Genomic DNA, 19,653 nt, shown 5'->3' with positions numbered 1-19,653 from the left:
ATTTTTGCCTGACCTAGATTGGTCCGGGGTGGAGAGACCGCACGCCCTGGCCTTCAATGCTCAAGCGGACTGTGCTGTCATAAGTCTGTTCCAGTCATCAATCCGCATATCGTGAGGATTAATGGCGGTGGACCGTCGATAGCATCAAAAACCTCACGATCTTGAGGATTTTTATCAATTCAGTTGGGTGCATAAGAAAATCCACTTTCCGCTATTCAGCGTGGATCGGTGGTTTGTGGCGCAACAGATTGTGCAGGCTTGTTAGTTCTTTTGAACACCCGATCCCTCGCCATAAAAGCTTCCAGCATGTGCGGGACGAGCGTCAGGGCGTCGACCTCTTCGCCATAGGTATGCGAATGCAGTGCCGCGTAGCGCTCGAGGTCGGCCTTCAGGCTGGCCGGGCAGGTGAAGGTCAGCTTCAGGTTCTCGGTTCTCGGCAGTGGGCCGAGGCGCAGCTTGGTCATGCTCATTGCGGGTTCCTCTGTTGAGTGGAGAAAGGCTGATAGGGACGCAGCACCAGATCGCGGTTGACGATCACGCGCAGGGGCAGCCCAGGGCGCTGGGTCAGCGTGGGCTGGATGTCGAGGTTGCGGCGGGTGACCTCCTGGCCGACCTGATTCACTGTGTCCTGCAGGCTGTCGCGCCCGGCGATGATGATGCGGTCGCCGTCGGTGCGACTGGCCGGTGCGGACAACTCGGCACCAATACCCAGCAGGCTGGTCATGGCGGCGCCGGCGACGATCCGATCCCAGTGCCAGTCGACGCCATCCTCGAGACCGGCATAGCCGGCCGCATCGGTTCCGACCAGGTTGTCGAGTTGGAAGGACGAGGTGTCCGGCAAGATCACCCGTTGCCACACCACCTGCACGCGGCTTTGTCCGTAGCTCACCTGGCTGTTGTAGCGGCCCAGCAGGCGGGCGCCTTGGGGGATCAACACATGCTGGCCGGTGGCGCTGTCGTAAACCGGTTCGGTCACAGTGGCGATCACATCGCCGGGTAGATCCGACTTGATGCCGGTGACCAGCGCCGCCGCGATGACGGTGCCGGCCATCACCTGGTAAGGCGACTCAGGCATCTGCAGCAATCCGGAATTACGGATTTGTGCGTTTACGGATCTACTGAGAAACGCCTCGTTCCGCTCCTGCTGCGTTGGTGTTCCTGCGGCGGCTACTGCGCCTGACGAAGCCATACCCAGAGCCGGGGAATCGAGTTGAGCGCCACTAACAGATGCGACGTTCGATTTCCGCGCGCTGCTGGTCTGGAAAAACACCGAGGACTGCGCTGCTTCCTCAGCTTCCTTGAGCAGGGCCAGGCGCTCTGCTTCGGCGGCATCTGGCCCATGTCCATAACCTTGCGCCTGCTGCTCCGCCCTGAGGATTGGCCCGCCCAGATCGCCGGGCAGCGGCGGCCCCAGTTGCGGTACTTCGGGCGCAGGTGGTGGCGGCAGTTGCGAGTAGTCTGCCGGCAACTGTTCCAGCCCCTCGGAGCGTGCCACGCGGTCGACGTTGTATAACTCGTTCGGGTCGGCGCCCTGGCGGCGCTGCTGAGGCTGCAGCGACCACAGCATGGCTCCGAGTACCGCAGCCGATAGACCGCCCACCACTACCGCCAGCATGCGCGGATTGAGTCGGGTGACCGGACGCGGCTTGGCGCGCAGCTCCAGCGACTCCGGCGCTTCCTTGTGCGGTAGCGAGGTTGCCGCGGTTTGTTTGTCGTCTTTGGCCGTCATGCTCAGGGCCTCCGTGCCACGCCATCGGTGCGCTCGATCCGCACCACGTCACCCTTGTCGGCGCCCAGGCGCAGCTCGGCTGCGCCGAATAGACGGTCGACGATGTAGTAGGGCGAGCGAAAGCGATAGTTGACCAGCTGCCCGTCGCCTTCGAGGCCAATTACGAACAGCGGCGGCAACTCACTCTGGGCGATGCCTGCCGGGAACTGGATATACACCTTGCGTCCGTCGTCGAAGGCGCGCAGCGGCCTCCAGGGTGGATTGCTGCCGCTGATCGCATAGCGAAAGCGCAACTGCTCCAAGACCAAGCCTTCGTCCACTGGCGCCGCGGCCTGAGCGGCACTGGCACTGCGTTGCAGGGCGAGTATGCGATCCTTCGGATAGTCCCAGGACACCGAAGCCATCCAGGCGTGCTCGGTGGAAGCCAGCTCGATCAGGTAGGTGCGGCGCGTGGTGGTGATCACCAAGTTGGTCTTGAGGTCGACCCGCGTCGGTTTGATCAGCACGCTGGTGCGCAGCTCATCGCCGCTGCCGCTGGTGGTGTCACCGACGATCCAGCGCACGGTGTCGCCAGCGGCTACGGTGACAAGTTCCTCGCCGGGCTGCAGGTTGATTGCGGTCACCCGTCCTGGGCTGGCGTACACCTGATACAGCGCGCCATCGGAGTAGGGCCAGACCTGGATGGCGTTAATATAGCCCTCGTGGCTCGGCGCGACCCGAGCCTCGCGATTGGCGCGCGAGACCCGCACTCGCTCATCGGCTGGTTCCTTGGCCGGCTTGCTGGGGTGAGTTTCCGGCAGTGGCTTGAGCTGTGCGGGCAGGGCCAGGGGCTTGGGTACTTCCACTACCTCGATGGGCTTGGGCGGCTCCGGCAGGCGCTGTGCTTCTACCGGTTCATCCAGTTCGATCACTGGCGGCTGCTGGCTGGCGCAGCCGGCCAGCATGCTCAGCAGCAGAGGGCAGATTGAGAGGTTAATGGAGGTTTTCATGGTTTCTTGGCTCCTTCCGTAGTGTCCAGTTCACGGCTCCAGGACAGGCCGTTTACGTAGATGCCGAGCGGGTTGCGGCGCAGCTTTTCCTCGGTACGTGGAGGCTGCAGCACCAGTGAGATCACCGCGGTCCAGCGCTCCAGGCCGGCGCCCGAACCATTCACGAAACGACGTTCGACCCAGCGCACCTGGAACGAGCTGTCGCTGGCACGCACCACGCTGGTGACTTCCACCGATACCGACTCCTTGCCGACCCGGGTGAAGGGATCGTTGGCGCGGGCATAATCGTTGAGGGTGGCGGCGCCTCGGTCGGTGGTGGAGTGATAGGCCTCCAGCCAGTTCTGTCGCACCACCACCGGATCGATAGATAGCGAGCGCACCTGCTCGATAAAGCGCGCCAGGTGGTGGGCGATTTGCGCATCCTGGGGCTGGTAAGGACTGGCGGCTTCGCCGACAGCGCGTACCTGACCGAGGTTGTCTACCTCCACCACGTAGGGCGTCACCGTCGACTGCGCCGAACGCCAGACCAGTCCGCCAGCCATCAGCAGCGCCAGGCCCAGGCAACCGAAGGCCATCAGTCGCCAGTTGCGTGCCTGCGCCCGGCTGCTGCCCATGCGCAGGTCCCAGGCCTGTGCCGCGGCCTGGTAAGGGGTGGCAGGTTGAGGAGTGTCGCTGTAGCGCACCCGTGGACGTGTGAATCGCATCTTCGTCCTCCTTTACGAATTCGATGGGTCGCGGATCTGCGGCCCAGTTGATGAACCACCGCCATCGCCACCACGCAGGGTGTGGGCGACCGTGCTGGTGGCCTGTGAGAGTTGTTGCCTGCGCTGCAGGCGCCTGGCCCAGTCGGGCTGTTTGGCTGGAGCAGTTGCAGGATCGGAAGCTGCGGGGGCGCCATCTGCTGCAGCGCCGGAAGAGGCCCCTGCCAGAGAGCGAGCGCTGCCCATGGCCAAGCGTGCTGCACCGGGTGCCATGCGTGCGCCGGCCAATACCGAGCCGCCGACACCTGTGGTGACTGCAGCAGCACCCGCTGCCATACCTGCCGCGCCTAGCGCAGTACCGGCTGCTGTACCAGCACCCAGTTGCGGCGCGCCGGAGACCAGCCCGGTGGCAATGCCCGGCCCGAAAATGCCCAGGCCCAGCAGGGCCAGCGAGGCGAGCATGACCACCAGCGCATGGTCAATGGAGGGCTCGTCCGGCATAGCCTGGAATTCGGCGAAGAGCCCGCTGCCAATGCCGACGATCACCGCCAGCACCAGCACCTTGATGCCGGACGCGACCACGTTGCCCAGCACCTTCTCGGCGAGAAAAGCGGTCTTGTTCCACAGTGCGAAGGGCACCAGCACGAAGCCGGCGAGGGTTGTGAGCTTGAACTCGACCAAGGTCACGAACAGCTGAATGGCCAGAAAGAAGAAGCTGACGATCGCCACCAGCCAGGCGAGAAACAGCACCAGAATGCTGTGCAGGTTGCTGAAGGCTTCGGGAAAGCCGCTGAGGCTGCTGATCTGCTCGAGCAGCGGCCCTCCGGCATCAACCCCAATCGCGGCCAATCGCCCTGGCTGCAGAAACTCCGCATGACTCAACCCGGAACCTGAGGCCAGCAGACCCAACCCAGCGAAGGAGTTGAAGACGATCTTGGCCAGGGCATTGAAGTTGCCGATGATGAAGGCGAAGGTACCTACATAGAGAGTCTTGCGGATCAGCTTGGCGCTGACGTCCTCACCGCCCATGGCCCAGAACAGCCCGGCCAGGGTTATGTCGATCACTATCAGGGTCATGGTGAGAAAGGCCACCTCACCGCCGAGCAGCCCGAAGCCGGTGTCGATATACAGCCCGAACACCTCGAGGAAACGGTCGATCACGCTGACGTCGTTCATTGCACGTCCTCGTCGAAGCTTGGCGGGATCGCGGGCAAGTCTGTAGACCGGAGAAACTCGCCGGGCCGAGCACAGCCCGAGTAGAAGCGTTCAGCCGCATCGTCTTGCCGAGCCATGACCCCGTTGTCGACCTGTCCGCAGGCGACCAGCACCAGCAGCGGTAGCAGTGTCAGGAATCTCATGAGGACGCCTCCCTACCGGTAGAACTGCACGGGGTAGGGGGTGTACGGCGTGCCGTTACCCATAAAGCGCCGCCGCCGTTCCCGTGCCTCCTCGGCCGCTGCAGACTGACGGGCAAGCTCTAGCGCGACGGCGCGGTTCTGGGTGATCTGCAATTGCTGCGCCTGAATCGACTGCTTGGCCTGCAGGGCCAGCAACTGGTTGGTGGCCTGAGCAGCCTGCAAGGCACCACCCGCCGACTGGCTCTGCTGCACCAGCGCGGCCAAGGCGCTTTCATCCTCGGCCAGGCTCTGTGTTACCTGAGCCTGCACGCGCAGCGCCGTATGCAGCCCATCAAGGCCCTGCTGCCAGCGCTCCCGCGCTTCGTCTGCCAGGCGTTGGCTGCTGACGTCGCCGGTGTACTCGTTCGGGTAGAGTCGGCTGAACTCCTGATCCAGGCGTTGCACTTCGTAGGCCAGTCCTCGGGCTTCGGCGAGCAGTCGCTCGGTATTAGCCAGGCTCGCGCGCAACTGGCTCACCACGTTGTAGTCCAGACGCTGTAGGTGACGGGCCTGGTTCAGCAGCATCTGGGTCTCGTTCTGCAGTTGGCGTACCTGGTTGTTCGCCATCTCCAGGGTGCGTACTGCAGTCAGGGTGTTCTGCACCAAGTTGGTCGGATCGATCACGGTGAAAGCGCTGGCCGGCTTCACGGCCAGCAGACCCAGTACCAGCAGCGTGGCGCAGGGGAAACGGTGAACAGGGGATCTCATGGCAGGCACTCCTTGCGTGACGAGGGATAAGCGGTGAGCAGGTCGGCGGCCCAGCCCAGGCCGCGGTGATGCAACCAGGCAGGGGCAAAATCGGCGGCGCCGGACGTCTGCAAAATGCGGTCGATCTCGCGCTGCTCGGCCGGGCTGGCCGAGGCGGCGAAGGCCAGCGTCACTGGCCCCAGGTCGAGGTCGAACAGGCGGTTGCCCAGACGCGACTGGTAGTAGTAATCACGCTTGGGCGTGGCCTGGGCGATGATCTCGATCTGCCGGTCGTTCAGTCCGAAGCCTTGGTAGGTGCCGCGGATCTGCGGCTCGCCCGCCTGCGGGTTGGGCAGCAAGATGCGGCTGGCGCAGCTCTCGATGATCGCCGCAGCGATGCTGGAGTCCTTGATGTCGGCCAGCGACTGGGTGGCGAAGATGACGCTGACGTTCTTCTTGCGCAGGGTCTTGAGCCACTGGCGGATGCGCGCGGCGAATAGCGGATCGTCGAGAAACAGCCAGGCCTCGTCGAGGATCAGCAGTGTCGGCGCGCCGTCAAAGCGCTCCTCGAAACGGGCGAACAGGTAGCTCAGCACGGCAGCCACCGCCGACTTGCTGTGCATGAGTTCCTCCATCTCGAAACACTGCACGTCGGCGTTGCCCAGACGATCCTGGTCGGCATCCAGCAATGCGCCATGCGCGCCGCCCAGCACGTAGGGCTGCAGAGCCTGGCGCAGGGCGTTGTCCTGCAGCAGCACGGACAAGCCGGTCAGTGTGCGCTGCGTCTCCGGCGCGCCGGCCAGGCTGTCCAGCGCCGTCCACAGAGCAGTCTTCTGCTCGGGACCGACGGCCACGCCTTCCCGCAGCAGGCGCGCCTCCAGCCATTCGGCGGCCCAAGCGCGGTACCCCGGCTGGTCGATGCGCGCCAGGGGCTGGAAGGCCAGGTCACCATCGCCGCCTAGGTCGTAGTGCTCGCCACCCAGGCCCAGCACCGTTGCGCGCAGCGAGCGCCCCATGTCGAAGAGAAACAGGCGCGAGCCTGGGTAGCGGCGAAACTGCAGGGCCAAGGTCGCCAGCAGCACCGACTTACCCATACCGGTAGGACCGGCCACCAGGGTGTGTCCGACATCGCCCACGTGGGTGACCAGGCGAAACGGCGTCGCCCCATCGGTGCGGGTGATCACCAATGGCGGGCCATCCAGATGTTCGTTGCCTGCCGGGCCGGCCCAGACTGCCGAGACCGGCATCAGGTGCGCCAGATTGAGCGTGGAGATCAGCGGTTGGCGGACATTGGCGTAGGCGTTGCCGGGGATCGACGATAACCAGGCCTCCACCGCGTTGAGACTCTCGGCGATGGTGACGAAACCGCGGCCCTGGATCACACGCTCGACCCGGCGCAGCTTCTCGTCGGCGACCTGGGCGTCGGCATCGCTTACCGTCACCGTGGCCGTTACATAGCCGAAGGCGATCTGGTCGGCGCCAAGTTCCTGCAGCGCCGCGTCGGCGTCGCTGGCCTTGTTCGCCGCATCGCTGTCGAGCAGCGGGCTTTCCTGCTGGAAAATTGCTTCGCGCAGTAGTGCCAGGACGCCCTTGCGTTTCGCGAACCACTGCCGGCGCAGGCGCACCAGTTCCTTCTCGGCCTCGTCCTTTTCCAGGCAGATAAAGCGGGTCGTCCAGCGATAGGCGAAGCCCAAACGGTTGAGGTCGTCCAGCACGCCTGGCCAGGTCGAAGTGGGGAAGCCACGTACTGACAGCGTGCGCAGATGCTGCTCACCGAGACGCGGCGCCAGGCCGGTTGTCAGGGGACTGTCTGCCAGCAGGGCATCTAGGTGGAAGGGCACCTCGGGTACTGCCACCCGCTGGCGATGGGTCGAAACCGTGGTATGCAGGTAAGTCAGCGTCTGGCTGTCGTCGAGCCAGGCGAGCTCTGGCATTACCCCATCCAGCAGATCGAAGAAACGATCCGTCTCGGCGACGAAAGCAGACAGTCGTTCCCGCCAGTCGACGCCGCGCTGCGCCTGGTGCTCGTAGAGCAGGCCGGCGGCGCGCGAGCGCGATTCCTCCGGCGGCAGGTAGAGCAGCGTCAGGTGATAACTGCTCTCGAAGTGGCTTCCGTGCGCCTCGAAGGCGGCACGGCGCTCCTCGTCCACCAGCCAGGACAAGGGTTCAGGAAAGTCGTTGTCAGGGTAGTTGGCTGCCGCTAGGCGCTCGGCCTCGATAAACAGCGCCCAGCCCGAGCCAAGGCGACGTAGGGCATTGTTCAGGCGCGCCGAGGTTGCCACCAGCTCGCCTTGGGTGGCGCTGTCCAGGTCTGGCCCGCGAAAGCGCAGGCTGCGTTGGAGTGAACCGTCCTTATTCAACACGACGCCGGGGGCGACGAGGCCGGCCCAGGGCAGCCAGTCTGAAAGCTGGGCGGGGCGGCGCTGGTATTCGGTGAGGTTCAGCATGGCGGCCTCCTCACACATCCAGCAGCGACGGCTGCTTGATGTGTCGTGCGAATACCTGCAGGAACTGCGGGTCCAGGCGGGCGCCCCACACCGCCAGCGAGTGGCCAACCAGCCACAGCACCAGGCCCGGCAGCCACAGCTGCAGGCCCAGGCCTACCACTGCCGCAAGAGTACCGTTGAGAATCGCCACGTTGCGCGGGGCTCCACCGAGCAGAATCGGCTCGGCCAGCGAGCGGTGCAGTGGCACCTCGAAACCGGGGATGAGTTCGCGCTCGCCGTTCATACGATCACCGCCCCGCCGGCAAAGCTGAAAAAGCTGAGGAAGAATGACGACGCGGCGAAGGCAATCGACAGGCCAAAGACGATCTGGATCAGCTTGCGAAAGCCGCCGCTGGTATCGCCGAAGGCCAGCGTCAGGCCTGTGGTAATGATGATGATCACCGCGATGATGCGCGCCACCGGCCCCTGTACCGAGTCAAGGATCGATTGCAGCGGCCCTTCCCAGGGCATTCCGGAGCCGGCTGCGAGAACCGGCAGGGAGGCGCCTAGACATAGGGCTCCTAGCATCAAGGCACCGACGGAGCGGCGACGATTAGCAACGCGAGGATGGCAGGCAGTCATGGCTGTTTTCCTGAGTAAGCGAAGGAATGAATGCGGGGGCGATGGAGGTGAGTTGATAGCCGCGCTCGTCATAGCCGGTGACGCGGGCGATTTGCTGGACATAGCGCGTGCTGCCACGCCCGGCGAGAAACACCACCAGATTGACCGCCTCGGCGATCAGCGCCCGCGGCGCGGTCAGGGCGACTTCCAGAATCAGTTGCTCCAGGCGAAGCAGTGCGCCCTGTGCAGAGCCGGCATGAATGGTGGCGATACCGCCGGGATGGCCGGTGCCCCAGGCCTTGATCAGATCCAGCGCCTCGCCGCCGCGCACCTCGCCGACCACCACGCGATCGGGGCGCAGACGCAGCGTGCTGCGCACCAGGTCAGCCATGGAGACCACGCCGGGCTTGGTACGCAGGGCTACGTGATCGAGCGCCGGACACTGCAGTTCGACCGTGTCCTCCAGCACCAGCACACGGTCGCCGCTGCCGGCCGCCTCGGCCAGCAGCGCGTTTGCCAGAGTGGTCTTCCCGCTGCTGGTGCCGCCTGCCACCAGGATGTTTTGCCGCTCGCGCACGGCTACGCGCAGGTACTCGGCTTGCGCCGCGTTGAGGATGCCGTCGGCCACGTACTGCTGCAGCGGGATGACGCCGGCTGCGCGTTTGCGTAGGGCGAAGGTCGGCCCGGCTACTACGGGCGGCAGTACACCTTCGAAGCGCTCACCAGTCTCTGGCAGTTCGGCACTCAGCAGCGGCTTGTTGCGATGTACCTCCTGGCCGACATGCGCTGCCACCAGGCGGATGATCCGCTCGCCGTCGCCAGTTGCCAGCGTGCCCAACCGGGCGCGGCCGGCTGACAGGCGATCCAGCCAAAGCACGCCATCGGGGTTGAGCATCACCTCGACCACGTCCGGGTCATCCAGAGCGGCAGCTATCAGCGGGCCCATCGCTGTGCGCAACATGCGCGTGCGCCGATCCAGAGAAGTTGCCGCAGCGCTCAGCATTGGGGAGGAGGCGACAGTCATGGACGCTCTCCCGAGACCTGAGCCTCTGCCTGAACCTCTTCGTGCACGTCTCTGACCAGGCTGCGTCCGCGCTGCAGGTGGCGCCCCAGTTGTTCGACGAACTGGCTGAATCGCAGCTTGCCCTGCGCGCGTGCTGCTTCTTGGTGAGCCTCAGGTACAGGCGTGCTCACCGTGAGGTAGTAGCGCACGTAGAGCGCCACGGTCTCGATCAGGATGTGCTGGTCGCGCTCCAGGCGCTCGAACTGACGTGATAGGCGATCTAGGCGTTTGGCCATGGCCACCTCGCGCTGCTCGCCAGAATCGGGAGAGAGCCAGGAGGCGAGCGCCGCGGCGATGATCGAAGACTTCGAAACGCCTTTGGTGATCGCCAATTCGTTCAGGCGCTTGGCATGCTCGGGTTGGATAAACAGGTTGAGGCGGGCTCGGCTCATAGGGCTATTCCATCGTCAGGGTCTAGGGCGGCCAGCCGCGCCGCGCGCTGCAGGCGTGGATCCGGCTGGGTGGGGAAGGGCGTGGGAATGTCATCCTCGTCGAGCAATAGCAGGTCGCTGGTCAGCTCGTCGTGATCTGGCAACTCGGCGGGTTCCGCCAGTTCGGGCTGACGGCGTGCGCCGCCGTCCTCGATGGTCGAGTCATCGCTCATGTCGGTCTGCGATGCTGTAACGGCCTCAGGCACGGCCAGACCGCTCCAGTCGTCCGTGCGCGGCACCGGTGCATCGACGTAATGGCCCGGCTGCAATCGTGGCGCCGGCAGTACCCGGCTCTGGAAGTTGGCGTCGGTGAAGTAGCGCAGCTTCTTCGCGCGGATTGGCGCCAGGCCCGAGAGCATCACCACTGCCTCGTCGCTGGGCAACTGCATCACTTCGCCAGGAGTCAGCAGCGGGCGTGCTGTTTCCTGGCGCGACACCATCAGATGGCCCAGCCAGGGCGCCAGACGGTGGCCGGCATAGTTGCGCTGCGCGCGCAGTTCGGTGGCAGTGCCCAGGGTCTCGGAGATGCGTTTGGCGGTGCGCTCGTCGTTGGTCGCGAAGGTCACTCGCACATGGCAGTTATCGAGGATCGAGTGGTTCTGGCCGTAGGCCTTATCGATCTGGTTCAGCGACTGGGAGATCAGGAAGGCGCGCAGCCCGTAGCCGGCCATGAAGGCCAGGGCCGTCTCGAAGAAATCCAGTCGCCCCAACGCAGGAAACTCATCAAGCATCAGCAGCAGCTTGTGCCGGCGTTCGATGCCGTCGGAACCGTCGAGCGATTCGGTCAGGCGCCTGCCGACCTGATTGAGGATCAGGCGGATCAGCGGCTTGGTGCGGCTGATATCCGAGGGCGGTACCACCAGGTACAACGACACTGGATGCTCTGCCGAGATCAGATCGGCAATGCGCCAGTCGCATCGCGAGGTGACCTCGGCCACCGTCGGGTCCCGGTACAGGCCGAGGAAGGACATGGCCGTGGAGAGCACGCCCGAGCGCTCGTTGTCGCTCTTATTCAGCACCTCCCGCGCCGCAGAAGCCACCACCGGATGCGGCGCATCGCCCAGGTGCAGCGTGGTCATCATCCGGTGCAGGGTCAGCTCGAAGGTGCAGGCCGGATCGGAGAGGAAGTTGGCAACGCCGCGTAGGGTCTTGTCCTGGCCAGCGTAGAGCACGTGCAGGATGGCACCGACCAGCAGCGCATGGCTGGTCTTCTCCCAGTGGTTGCGCCGCTCCAGCGCGCCTTCTGGGTCGACTAGGATATCGGCGATGTTCTGCACGTCGCGCACCTCGTGGGCACCGCGACGCACTTCCAGCAGCGGGTTGTAGGCGGCCGAGGCCAGGTCGGTGGGGTTGAACAGCAGGCAGTGGGAGAAGCGTGATCGCCATCCTGCGGTAAGGCTCCAGTTCTCGCCCTTGATGTCGTGGATGACCGCCGAGGCCGGCCAGGAGAGCAGGGTGGGTACCACCAGGCCGACGCCCTTGCCCGAGCGCGTCGGCGCGAAGGTCAGCACATGCTCGGGGCCTTCGTGGCGCAGATACTGATCGCCGAACTGCCCGAGGAATACGCCCGCAGGCTGGGTCAGGCCTGCCTTGCCCACCTCATCCGCATCGGCCCAGCGCGCCGAGCCGTAGGTGGTGACCCGCTGTGCCTGGCGCGCCCGCCAGATAGCCATGCTGATGGCCACCACCAATGCCAGCAGACTGCTGCAGGCGGCGATGCTGCCGCCGACGTTGAAGACGTCCGGCGCATAGGCATCGAAGACGAACCACCACTCGAACAGACGCCAGGGGTGGTAGACCGGCGTGCCCATTAGTTCGAACCATGGCGCGCCGAGGCGTGCCTGGTAGCCAAGCGTGGCTGCCGTCCACTGCGTGGCACCCCATACCCCGGACAGGGTAATGGCCAATACCACCAGTACATGGCCGTACAGCACCGTCGTTGCATGCATCTCTGAACCCAACCTCCCAGGCAAAACTCACGGCACGCGGATGTGCCGCGGGCGAGAGGTTCGGCATTGGGAGGGGAGGGGTCAAAGACCGTTTTGGCGAGGACTAAGAAGTTAGGGGCGACACAGCAGGCTGGGGCGGTCGGTGGAAAAACTCAGCAGGGTGTGTACACGAGGTAGATGTCTATCCGAAGCTGCGCCTGGCGACAGGCAGAAACCGGCCAGAAGCAGACCTTCAAGCCGCAAGGGGTGATATTGCCCTATGAATGGACAGTCGGTGGACGACGATCGTGCGCCCCAGTAGCTTTACCTGCTTGCGAATTGCGGATGGGGAAAGCAGCTGTGATCGATGATCCACTACCAGATAATTGGCGGGACCTCCAGACAGGTGTCCAGCGTATCTTCCGTAACGTCGGCTTGCTTGCTGAGGTAGAGGTTGATCTGGAAACGCCGCGTGGCTCGGTGAATGTGGATGTCCACTCGATAGACGTTCGAAGCGTGGACAAAATCAGATACATCGTGGAGTGCAAAAACTGGAGCAGTGCCGTACCCCAGTCTGTAGTCCATTCCTTCACAACTGTGATGCACGAAACCGGTGCGAACATCGGTTTTATCATCTCGAAGCATGGCCTTCAGCAGGGTGCCAAACAATACACCCAGAATACAAATATCGTTGGGATGTCGTACTTAGAGTTTCAACAGAGATATTTCGAAGCATGGTGGAAGAGGTATTTTTGTCCACGTATCGGTGATGCCGCGGACAACCCGCTTCGTTACACCGAGGAATTCAATAGCGATCGAGACCGTGCTTACGAAAAGCTTAGTCGTCAGGATCAAGAAAAATTTGATCTGCTAAGACGAGAGAGCGGTGGATCGCTGATGGTCTTTTCTATGTTCAATTACATGGCCATGTCGCCAGCGTTGAGTACGGGCACATTGCTCGACGTTCCAAAGAGTCTGGATGATTTTAAGGCTAGGGTGCTCGCACGGATTACCCCTCATATCGAATGGCATTGCGACACGTTCAGAGGATTGCTAGAGATTATTTTGAAATACCTAGCTGACGTGGAAGCAGATTTCGACGCGATATTTGGGGGTTCCATCTTCGAGCCAAGAGACCCTATCAGCAGGGTCTCTGCCGATGGCCCCCCTTTGGAGGATGGTATTTACCACCGCTGACTCGCCGGTTAGTGCGGTAGGGCATATGGCAGATTGCGGTCGCCTCAGCGTTGCGACGGCGGGCAAGCATCATCCCCTATGTCTTGTTCTGGTCGATAACAGCCGGTGACGACGGGCAGCTACCGGCCAGATGCGGTCAGTCGCCGAGACATCACGCTGCCACTCGCCGCGGTTCCGGGCTACGCCTTCATCACGCCCCTTCCCAGCGGCGAAACAGCACGCTGGCATTCACCCCACCAAAGCCAAAGCCATTGGAGAGCGCATGGGTGATCGGCATCGGGCGGGCGTTCAGCGCGACCAGGTCGAGCCCCGCTGCAGCTTCGTCCCGATTGTTGAGGTTCAGGGTCGGCGGCGCGATCTGGTCACGCAACGCCAGCACTGTGAAGATCGCTTCGATTCCGCCGGCGGCTCCCAACAAATGGCCCGTGGCGGATTTGGTCGAGCTGATCGCGACGCCTGCATGGGCGCCGAACAGCGCCTGAATGGCGGCCAACTCACCCTTGTCGCCAACCTGGGTTGAGGTTGCATGGGCGTTGATGTGCTGCACCTGTTCAGGTTTCAGGCCTGCCTGCTGTAGTGCCTGTTGCATGGCGCGGCGCGCCCCGCTGCCATCTTCGGGGCCAGCGGTAAGGTGATAGGCATCGGCGCTGGTGCCATAGCCCACCAGCTCGGCCAGCGGCACAGCGCCGCGCACCTGCGCATGTTCGAGTGACTCGATCACCAGTAGCCCGGCACCTTCGGCCATGACGAACCCATCGCGGTCACGGTCGAAGGGGCGCGACGCCTCCTGCGGCCGCCCGGCAAAGCCGGTCGACAGCGCGCGGGCAGCCGCGAAGCAGCCCAGGGTGACGCGATCGATAGCCGCCTCGGTACCACCACAGATGGCGATATCAGCCTCGCCGCTTCTGATCAGCCGAGCCGCATCGCCAATCGCCTGCACACCTGCCGCACAAGCCGTCACCGGCGCGCCAAGCGGGCCCTTGAAGCCGTGGCTGATCGACACGTGCCCCGCTGCCATGTTGGCGAGAAACGACGGCGCGGTGAACGGCGATAGCCGGCGTGGCCCGCGCGCGTCGGTAATGCGTACGGCCTCGGCGATCGCGCCGAACCCGCCCACCCCCGACGCGATGACCGTCGCTGTACGCTGCCGCGCCTCCTCCGTGCCAGGCCGCCAGCCCGCTTGCTGCAATGCCTCGTGCGCGGCTACCAGGGCGAATTCGATGAAGCGATCCATCTTCTTGCGTTCCTTGGCCGCGATGACGAGCTCGGGTCGATAGCCGGCAACACCATCCTCCTCGAGCGAGGGCACTTGCCCGCCGACCGTCACCCCGGTGCCGTCGCTGATGGCTGCCGGCAGCGTACGAATGCCCGAGCGCCCGGCCAGCAAGCGCTGCCACACCGTCTCGGTACCACAGCCCAGGGGGCCGACGAGGCCGACACCGGTTACCACGATGCGCTTGTGCTTTTGGAAATTGATCATTGCAGCCTCTCAGCCAGGTTGGTGGCGAGCAGCCCAGTACTGCTTGCCGGGGATTACGCGTGTGCGTCCTTCGGTTCGTCGCTCGGGCGGATCCTGAACCAGATGGCATACATCGCCGGCAGGAACACCAGCGTCATGATGGTGCCCACGAAGGTGCCGCCGATCAGGGTGTAGGCCAGGGTTCCCCAGAACACCGAGTGGGTGAGCGGGATGAAGGCGAGGATCGCCGCCAGCGCCGTCAGCAGTACCGGGCGAGCGCGCTGCACGGTGGCCTCGACCACGGCCTGGAAGGGATCGAGCCCTTCGCGCTCGTTATGGTGGATCTGCCCGATCAGGATCAGCGTGTTGCGCATCAGGATCCCCGACAGCGCGATCAACCCGACCAGGGCGTTGATGCCGAACGGCTGCTGGAACAGCAGCAGCACCGGCACCACGCCAATCAGGCCCAGCGGCGAGGTGAGAAACACCATGACCATGGCCGAGATCGAGCGCACCTGCAGGATGATGATCAGCAGCGTCAGGGCGATCATGATCGGCAGCAACGGCGCGATCGCCTTGCTGGCCTTGCCGGACTCCTCGATGGAGCCAGCCATCTCGATGCGATAGCCGGCCGGCAGCGTTTCGATGATCGGTTGCAGGTCTTTCCATACGGCCGTGGACACGTCCGGCGGTTGCAGCCCCTCGGCAATGTCGCCGCGCACGGTGATGGTCGGCGTACGGTCACGGCGGCGCAGGACCGTGTCTTCCATGCGCACGTTCACTTCGCCGACCTGGGACAGCGGAATGCGCTGGCCCGCTGAGCCAACCAGCGTGAAGCCCGCGATCTTCGACGGGTCGAGGCGAATCTCTCCCGCCGCGCGACCGACCACCTGCACGGCGCGGATGTCCTCGCGCACCGAGGTGATCGGCACGCCGCTGAGCAGGAACTGCAGTTGCTGCGCCACGGCGTTGGAACTCAGGCCAACGGCCTGCAGGCGATCCTGATCCAGGGAGAAGTGCAGCGTCGGCACCCGCGGGCCCCAATCGGCGTTCACCGTGCGCATCATCGGGCTGGCCTGCAACACCGCCTGCACGCGGCTGGCGATTTCGCGCAGCTGCATGGCATCGGGCCCCATCACCCGGTAGGCAACCGGGTACGGTGAATACGGGCCGAACACCAGTTGGGTGACGCGCACCTTGGCCTCGGGCGCCAGGCCTTCGGAGGCCGCTTCACGGATGCGCAGCTTGAGGGCTTCACGGGCGTCCTGACTGTCCGTCAGCACCACGATCTTGGCAAACGAAGGGTCGGGCAGCTCCGGTGCCATGGCCAGGAAAAAGCGTGGCGGGCCCTGGCCGATGTAGGCGGTGATGATCTTGGCTTCTTCCTGCTCGCGCAGCCACGACTCGACCTTGATGGCCGTGGCGTTGGTCTGCTCGATGGAGGTGCCGTAGGGCAGTTGCAGCTCGACCAGCACTTCCGGGCGATCGGAGGTCGGGAAGAACTGCTTCTTCACCAGCCCCATGCCCAGTACGGCGACCACGAACGCGGCGATCACCACGCCGGCCACCAGCCACTTTTGCGCGATGACGCGCCCCAGGAGCCTGCGAAAGCGGTTGTAATGCCGCGTGTCGTAGATGGCCGCGTGCCCACCCTCGACCTGCTTGATCTCGGGCAACAATTTCACGCCCAGATAGGGGGTGAACGCCACGGCCACCACCCAGGAAGCGATCAGCGCGATGCCGACGATCCAGAACATGTTGCTGGTGTACTCGCCGGCCGTGGACTGCGCGAAGCCGTTGGGCATGAAGCCGATGGCGGTGACCAGCGTACCGGAGAGCATCGGCGCCGCAGTGTGGCTCCAGGCGTAAGCCGATGCCTTGAAGCGGTCGTAGCCCTCCTCCATCTTCACCACCATCATTTCGATGGCGATGATGGCGTCGTCCACCAGCAGGCCCAGGGCGAGGATCAGCGAACCCAGGGTAATGCGGTCGAAATTCTTGCCGGTGGCCGCCATCACCACGAAGACGATGGCCAGGGTCAATGGCACGGCGGCCGCGACCACCACCCCCACGCGCCAGCCCATGCTGATGAAGCAGACCAGCATCACCACCAGCAGGGCGACGAAGAACTTGACCATGAACTCATCGACGGACGAGCTGATGTTGACCGCCTGGTCGGTGACCTTGTCCAGCGTCATGCCCAGCGGCATGGCGTCATTGATGCTCACCGTTTCCGCGTCCAGCGCCGCGCCGAGGTCGAGGCCGTTCCAACCCTCGCGCATCACCACGCCGAGCAGCAGCGCGGGCTCGCCACCGTTGCGCACCAGAAAGGTGGCGGGATCCTCGTAGCCACGCTCCACGGTCGCCACATCGGCAAGTTTCAGGGTGCGCCCCTGCACGGCAATCGGCGTGTCACGGATCTTCGCCAGGGTGTCGAACGCGCCATCCAGGCGCATCACCACTTGCGGGCCGGAGGTTTCCACCGAGCCGGCTGGGGTCAGCGAGTTCTGGCTGTTGAGTGCAGCGAAGATGTCCTGTGCAGTCACGCCCAGCGTCGCCAACCGGTCATGGGAAAAGGACACGAAAATGCGCTCGGCCTGCTCACCGATGATGTTGACCTTCTTCACCCCCGGCACATGCAGCAGGCGCTGACGCAGCGATTCGGCTTCGCGTACCAGCTGGCGTTGCGGCTCGCCCCTGGCCTTCAGGGCATACACCGCGAAGGTCACGTCCGAGAACTCGTCGTTGACCATCGGCCCGATGACCCCAGCCGGCAGGTTCCTGGCTTCGTCACCGAGCTTCTTGCGGGCCTGGTAGAACTCCTCCTGCACCTGCGCAGGCGGGGTGCTGTCGAGCAGCGACACCATGGTGAATGCCAGCCCTGCACGGGTGTAGGTTTCGCTGCGGTCGTACCAGCGCAGCTCCTGCATGCGCTTTTCCAGCGGTTCGGCGACCTGATCCTGCATTTCCTGAGCAGTGGCGCCCGGCCAGGCGGTGATGATGGTCATCTGCTTGACGGTGAAGGGCGGATCTTCGGCGCGGCCCAACTGGAAGAACGCCAAGGTGCCGGACAGCGCGATCAGCAAAATGAGAAACAGGGTGATGGCGCGCTCGCGAACCGCCAGTGCCGACAGGTTGAAACGGCCTTCGCTCATGGCTGGCTCCCGGCGACGGCAGGCGCCTGGGCAACTCGCACCTCCTGATCGGCATGTAGCAGGTGTGCGCCCAGTGCCACCACCTGCTCGCCAGCGCCAAGACGGCCCTCGACTCGAGCCGCCTGATCGCCGATCCCCATAACCCGTACCGGGCGCCAGGCGACTTTCGCCGGCTCGCCTGCGACCACCCAGACACCGGGGCCATTGCCCGGGTCGTGCAGCGCGGCAGCAGGCACCTGCAGCGCCTGGGCTGCATCGCTCGCCGCGGCGATATCGAGGGTGATGGTGGCGCCGAGCGGGGCGTTGGCCAGCGCGCCGTCGAGTACGTAGCGGGCCTCGAAGGTGCGCGTGGTGGCATCGGCGGCCTCGGAAAGCAGCCGCAGCCTGGCCGCAACCGAGGCGCTGCTGCCATACAAGGCAGCCTGGGCAGTCGAACCCGGCGCCGGGCGCAGGGTTTCCGGCAGGTGCACGATGGCTTCGCGCTGCCCTGCTCGCGCCAGCCGCACCACGGGCTGCCCGGCGCTGACCACCTGGCCGGGCTCGGCCAGGGTTTCCATCACCACGCCGTCGGCATCGGCCAGCAAGGCGGCGTAACCCGTGGCATTGCGCGCCACATCGGCCTGGGCCTGGGCAGCGCTGAGCTGCGCCCTGGCGGAATCGGCAGCCGCCTTGATCTGATCGTAGGTCGAGGCCGACACCGCCCCGGCGGTGACCAGCCCGCGGTAACGGGCTTCGTCGTCAGCCGTCTGTTTGGCGCGCGCCAGAGCAGAGGCGACGGCCTCCTGCTGCGCCCGCGCCTGCAACTGCAGGTCGACGGGGTCGAGGCGCATCAGCGGCTGGCCGCGCCTGACCGTTTCGCCGGTGTCGACCAGACGCTCCAGCACCTTGCCCGAGACGCGAAAGCCAAGGTCGCTCTGGGTCCGCGCGACCACCACACCGGTGAAGGAACGAGCGGCCCCGGCTGCCTGCTCGACCGCTGCCACCCGAACCAGCGGCGGCTTGTTGCGGGGGTCTTTCTGGACAGACGAATCGCCGCACGCCACCAGGACGAGAGGCAGCAGGCAAACGGCAAGAACGGCGGGCACGAGGCGCATGGGTTCCATCACTCAAGAGCAATTCAGGAACCTCATTCTTAAACCAGTGACCAATATTGTCAATGGTCACTAACGCATGACTATGGAGCCAAGCTGCGCAATATCAGCGCCGGCAGGTGCGCGGCGGCCTCGGCGGCGTCGTCCAGGTTGTACTGCAGCTGAGCGGAATTGACGTAGGGCCGCAGGATCAGAAAGATCGCGTTGGTGGTTTCGTCCAGCGGCGTCTTGCGCTCGAATTCCCCCGCTTCACGGCCCTCGAGGAGAATCTGCTGGATCAGCTCGCGAATGCGCAGCTCGTGCGCCTTGACCGACGGCCACTGGTCGCGCGAGGCCACCGCCGCGATGTCGTAGAGCTTGCGGTCGTGGAAGAACAGATCGCTGCCAGCCTCTGAAATCGAGCGGAACAGGCGCCTCAGCTTCTCCGAGGCACTCGGCGCATCGGCCAGTGCCGCGTCGACGATGTCCATGATCATGGCCAGGCGATTGGTGCAGATCACCCCGCCGATCGCCTGCTTGGAATCGAAGAATTTATAGATGTAGGCCTTGGAAAAACCGATCGCCTTGGCAAGGTCCGAGACCGTGGTTTTCTCATAGCCGTAGTGGCCGAAATGCTGGGTCGCGGCGTTGATGATCTGGTCGCGGATCTCGTGATCCTGCGGCCCGCGTGTGGTCGAGTTGTTCATGTCGTCGTTCATGCCTAGAGCTTAACTCCACGGTGAGCTGATTGACAGCAAGTGACCAATCTATAATATGGTCACTATCTATTTTCGCCTACG

18 protein-coding genes are annotated in these 19,653 nt (G+C 64.4%); 1 reads left to right on the top strand and 17 read right to left on the bottom strand.

Going from position 1 to position 19,653, the window contains the following annotated elements:
- Positions 1-215: 215 nt before the first annotated feature.
- The 13 genes from BVH01_RS23150 to BVH01_RS23090 are packed head-to-tail and all read right to left on the bottom strand — an operon-like array spanning position 216 to position 11,993.
- The gene (locus BVH01_RS23150) at positions 216-470 is read right to left on the bottom strand and encodes a DUF2274 domain-containing protein (protein ID WP_075932564.1); all 255 of its coding nucleotides are present in this window, start codon (positions 468-470) and stop codon (positions 216-218) included.
- Entirely contained in the window at positions 467-1,729 is a 1,263-nt protein-coding gene (locus BVH01_RS23145) for a TrbI/VirB10 family protein (RefSeq protein WP_075932563.1), read from the bottom strand. The genes BVH01_RS23150 and BVH01_RS23145 overlap by 4 nt, the downstream gene beginning before the upstream one ends.
- A gap of 2 nt (positions 1,730-1,731) precedes the next feature.
- Positions 1,732-2,718, bottom strand: coding sequence for a P-type conjugative transfer protein TrbG (gene trbG / locus BVH01_RS23140; RefSeq protein WP_075932562.1), 987 nt, complete (start codon positions 2,716-2,718; stop codon positions 1,732-1,734).
- Entirely contained in the window at positions 2,715-3,422 is a 708-nt protein-coding gene (gene trbF, locus BVH01_RS23135; RefSeq protein WP_075932561.1) for a conjugal transfer protein TrbF, read from the bottom strand. Before trbF ends, trbG begins: the two co-directional genes overlap by 4 nt.
- 12 nt (positions 3,423-3,434) lie before the next feature.
- On the bottom strand, positions 3,435-4,595 hold the full coding sequence (gene trbL, locus BVH01_RS23130; RefSeq protein WP_075932560.1) for a P-type conjugative transfer protein TrbL: 1,161 nt from the start codon (positions 4,593-4,595) through the stop codon (positions 3,435-3,437).
- A complete protein-coding gene (locus tag BVH01_RS23125) occupies positions 4,592-4,777 on the bottom strand; it encodes a hypothetical protein (protein WP_075932559.1) in 186 nt (61 codons plus the stop codon). The genes trbL and BVH01_RS23125 overlap by 4 nt, the downstream gene beginning before the upstream one ends.
- Positions 4,778-4,789: 12 nt before the next feature.
- A complete protein-coding gene (trbJ, locus tag BVH01_RS23120; protein WP_075932558.1) occupies positions 4,790-5,524 on the bottom strand; it encodes a P-type conjugative transfer protein TrbJ in 735 nt (244 codons plus the stop codon).
- Positions 5,521-7,950 carry a conjugal transfer protein TrbE gene (gene trbE / locus BVH01_RS23115; protein WP_075932557.1) on the bottom strand — a complete coding sequence of 810 codons (2,430 nt, stop codon included), beginning with the start codon at positions 7,948-7,950 and terminating at the stop codon, positions 5,521-5,523. The genes trbJ and trbE overlap by 4 nt, the downstream gene beginning before the upstream one ends.
- A gap of 10 nt (positions 7,951-7,960) precedes the next feature.
- Entirely contained in the window at positions 7,961-8,233 is a 273-nt protein-coding gene (locus BVH01_RS23110) for a VirB3 family type IV secretion system protein (RefSeq protein ID WP_075932556.1), read from the bottom strand.
- On the bottom strand, positions 8,230-8,571 hold the full coding sequence (locus BVH01_RS23105; RefSeq protein WP_075932555.1) for a TrbC/VirB2 family protein: 342 nt from the start codon (positions 8,569-8,571) through the stop codon (positions 8,230-8,232). Before BVH01_RS23105 ends, BVH01_RS23110 begins: the two co-directional genes overlap by 4 nt.
- Entirely contained in the window at positions 8,543-9,511 is a 969-nt protein-coding gene (gene trbB / locus BVH01_RS23100) for a P-type conjugative transfer ATPase TrbB (RefSeq protein ID WP_075932554.1), read from the bottom strand. The genes BVH01_RS23105 and trbB overlap by 29 nt, the downstream gene beginning before the upstream one ends.
- Before the next feature lie 59 nt (positions 9,512-9,570).
- On the bottom strand, positions 9,571-10,005 hold the full coding sequence (locus BVH01_RS23095; protein ID WP_075932553.1) for a CopG family transcriptional regulator: 435 nt from the start codon (positions 10,003-10,005) through the stop codon (positions 9,571-9,573).
- Positions 10,002-11,993, bottom strand: coding sequence for a conjugal transfer protein TraG (locus BVH01_RS23090; protein WP_075932552.1), 1,992 nt, complete (start codon positions 11,991-11,993; stop codon positions 10,002-10,004). The genes BVH01_RS23095 and BVH01_RS23090 overlap by 4 nt, the downstream gene beginning before the upstream one ends.
- 177 nt (positions 11,994-12,170) lie before the next feature.
- Here BVH01_RS23090 and BVH01_RS23085 point away from each other — a divergent pair, with 177 nt between their 5' ends.
- Positions 12,171-13,169, top strand: a complete 999-nt coding sequence (locus BVH01_RS23085) for a restriction endonuclease (protein ID WP_256562823.1) — start codon at positions 12,171-12,173, stop codon at positions 13,167-13,169.
- Between the two features lie 190 nt (positions 13,170-13,359).
- On the opposite strand, the gene fabF is transcribed toward BVH01_RS23085, so the two are convergent.
- The 4 genes from fabF to BVH01_RS23065 form a co-directional block, all read right to left on the bottom strand.
- Positions 13,360-14,649: a beta-ketoacyl-ACP synthase II gene (gene fabF, locus BVH01_RS23080; RefSeq protein ID WP_075932551.1), complete on the bottom strand. Its 1,290-nt coding sequence runs from the start codon at positions 14,647-14,649 to the stop codon at positions 13,360-13,362.
- Between the two features lie 53 nt (positions 14,650-14,702).
- Entirely contained in the window at positions 14,703-17,783 is a 3,081-nt protein-coding gene (locus tag BVH01_RS23075) for an efflux RND transporter permease subunit (RefSeq protein ID WP_075932550.1), read from the bottom strand.
- Entirely contained in the window at positions 17,780-18,877 is a 1,098-nt protein-coding gene (locus BVH01_RS23070; RefSeq protein ID WP_371915616.1) for an efflux RND transporter periplasmic adaptor subunit, read from the bottom strand. The genes BVH01_RS23075 and BVH01_RS23070 overlap by 4 nt, the downstream gene beginning before the upstream one ends.
- An 80-nt stretch (positions 18,878-18,957) precedes the next feature.
- Positions 18,958-19,572 (bottom strand): TetR/AcrR family transcriptional regulator, encoded by a 615-nt coding sequence (locus BVH01_RS23065; RefSeq protein ID WP_075932548.1) that lies wholly within the window; start codon positions 19,570-19,572, stop codon positions 18,958-18,960.
- Between the last annotated feature and the right edge of the window lie 81 nt (positions 19,573-19,653).

The sequence above is a fragment of the Pseudomonas sp. PA1(2017) genome (genome assembly GCF_001945375.1).
In the GTDB taxonomy this organism is placed as follows: domain Bacteria; phylum Pseudomonadota; class Gammaproteobacteria; order Pseudomonadales; family Pseudomonadaceae; genus Aquipseudomonas.
Note: the sequence above shows the minus strand (reverse complement) of the source record. Positions and strands in the feature narration are given on the sequence as shown.

Bases quoted from the DNA above. Each gene is read 5' to 3' on its own strand.
- BVH01_RS23150 (WP_075932564.1), bottom strand. From the start codon at position 470: ATGAGCATGACCAAGCTGCGCCTCGGCCCACTGCCGAGAACCGAGAAC.
- BVH01_RS23145 (WP_075932563.1), bottom strand. From the start codon at position 1,729: ATGACGGCCAAAGACGACAAACAAACCGCGGCAACCTCGCTACCGCAC.
- trbG (WP_075932562.1), bottom strand. From the start codon at position 2,718: ATGAAAACCTCCATTAACCTCTCAATCTGCCCTCTGCTGCTGAGCATG.
- trbF (WP_075932561.1), bottom strand. From the start codon at position 3,422: ATGCGATTCACACGTCCACGGGTGCGCTACAGCGACACTCCTCAACCT.
- trbL (WP_075932560.1), bottom strand. From the start codon at position 4,595: ATGAACGACGTCAGCGTGATCGACCGTTTCCTCGAGGTGTTCGGGCTG.
- BVH01_RS23125 (WP_075932559.1), bottom strand. From the start codon at position 4,777: ATGAGATTCCTGACACTGCTACCGCTGCTGGTGCTGGTCGCCTGCGGA.
- trbJ (WP_075932558.1), bottom strand. From the start codon at position 5,524: ATGAGATCCCCTGTTCACCGTTTCCCCTGCGCCACGCTGCTGGTACTG.
- trbE (WP_075932557.1), bottom strand. From the start codon at position 7,950: ATGCTGAACCTCACCGAATACCAGCGCCGCCCCGCCCAGCTTTCAGAC.
- BVH01_RS23110 (WP_075932556.1), bottom strand. From the start codon at position 8,233: ATGAACGGCGAGCGCGAACTCATCCCCGGTTTCGAGGTGCCACTGCAC.
- BVH01_RS23105 (WP_075932555.1), bottom strand. From the start codon at position 8,571: ATGACTGCCTGCCATCCTCGCGTTGCTAATCGTCGCCGCTCCGTCGGT.
- trbB (WP_075932554.1), bottom strand. From the start codon at position 9,511: ATGTTGCGCACAGCGATGGGCCCGCTGATAGCTGCCGCTCTGGATGAC.
- BVH01_RS23095 (WP_075932553.1), bottom strand. From the start codon at position 10,005: ATGAGCCGAGCCCGCCTCAACCTGTTTATCCAACCCGAGCATGCCAAG.
- BVH01_RS23090 (WP_075932552.1), bottom strand. From the start codon at position 11,993: ATGCATGCAACGACGGTGCTGTACGGCCATGTACTGGTGGTATTGGCC.
- BVH01_RS23085 (WP_256562823.1), top strand. From the start codon at position 12,171: ATGTCTATCCGAAGCTGCGCCTGGCGACAGGCAGAAACCGGCCAGAAG.
- fabF (WP_075932551.1), bottom strand. From the start codon at position 14,649: ATGATCAATTTCCAAAAGCACAAGCGCATCGTGGTAACCGGTGTCGGC.
- BVH01_RS23075 (WP_075932550.1), bottom strand. From the start codon at position 17,783: ATGAGCGAAGGCCGTTTCAACCTGTCGGCACTGGCGGTTCGCGAGCGC.
- BVH01_RS23070 (WP_371915616.1), bottom strand. From the start codon at position 18,877: ATGCGCCTCGTGCCCGCCGTTCTTGCCGTTTGCCTGCTGCCTCTCGTC.
- BVH01_RS23065 (WP_075932548.1), bottom strand. From the start codon at position 19,572: ATGAACGACGACATGAACAACTCGACCACACGCGGGCCGCAGGATCAC.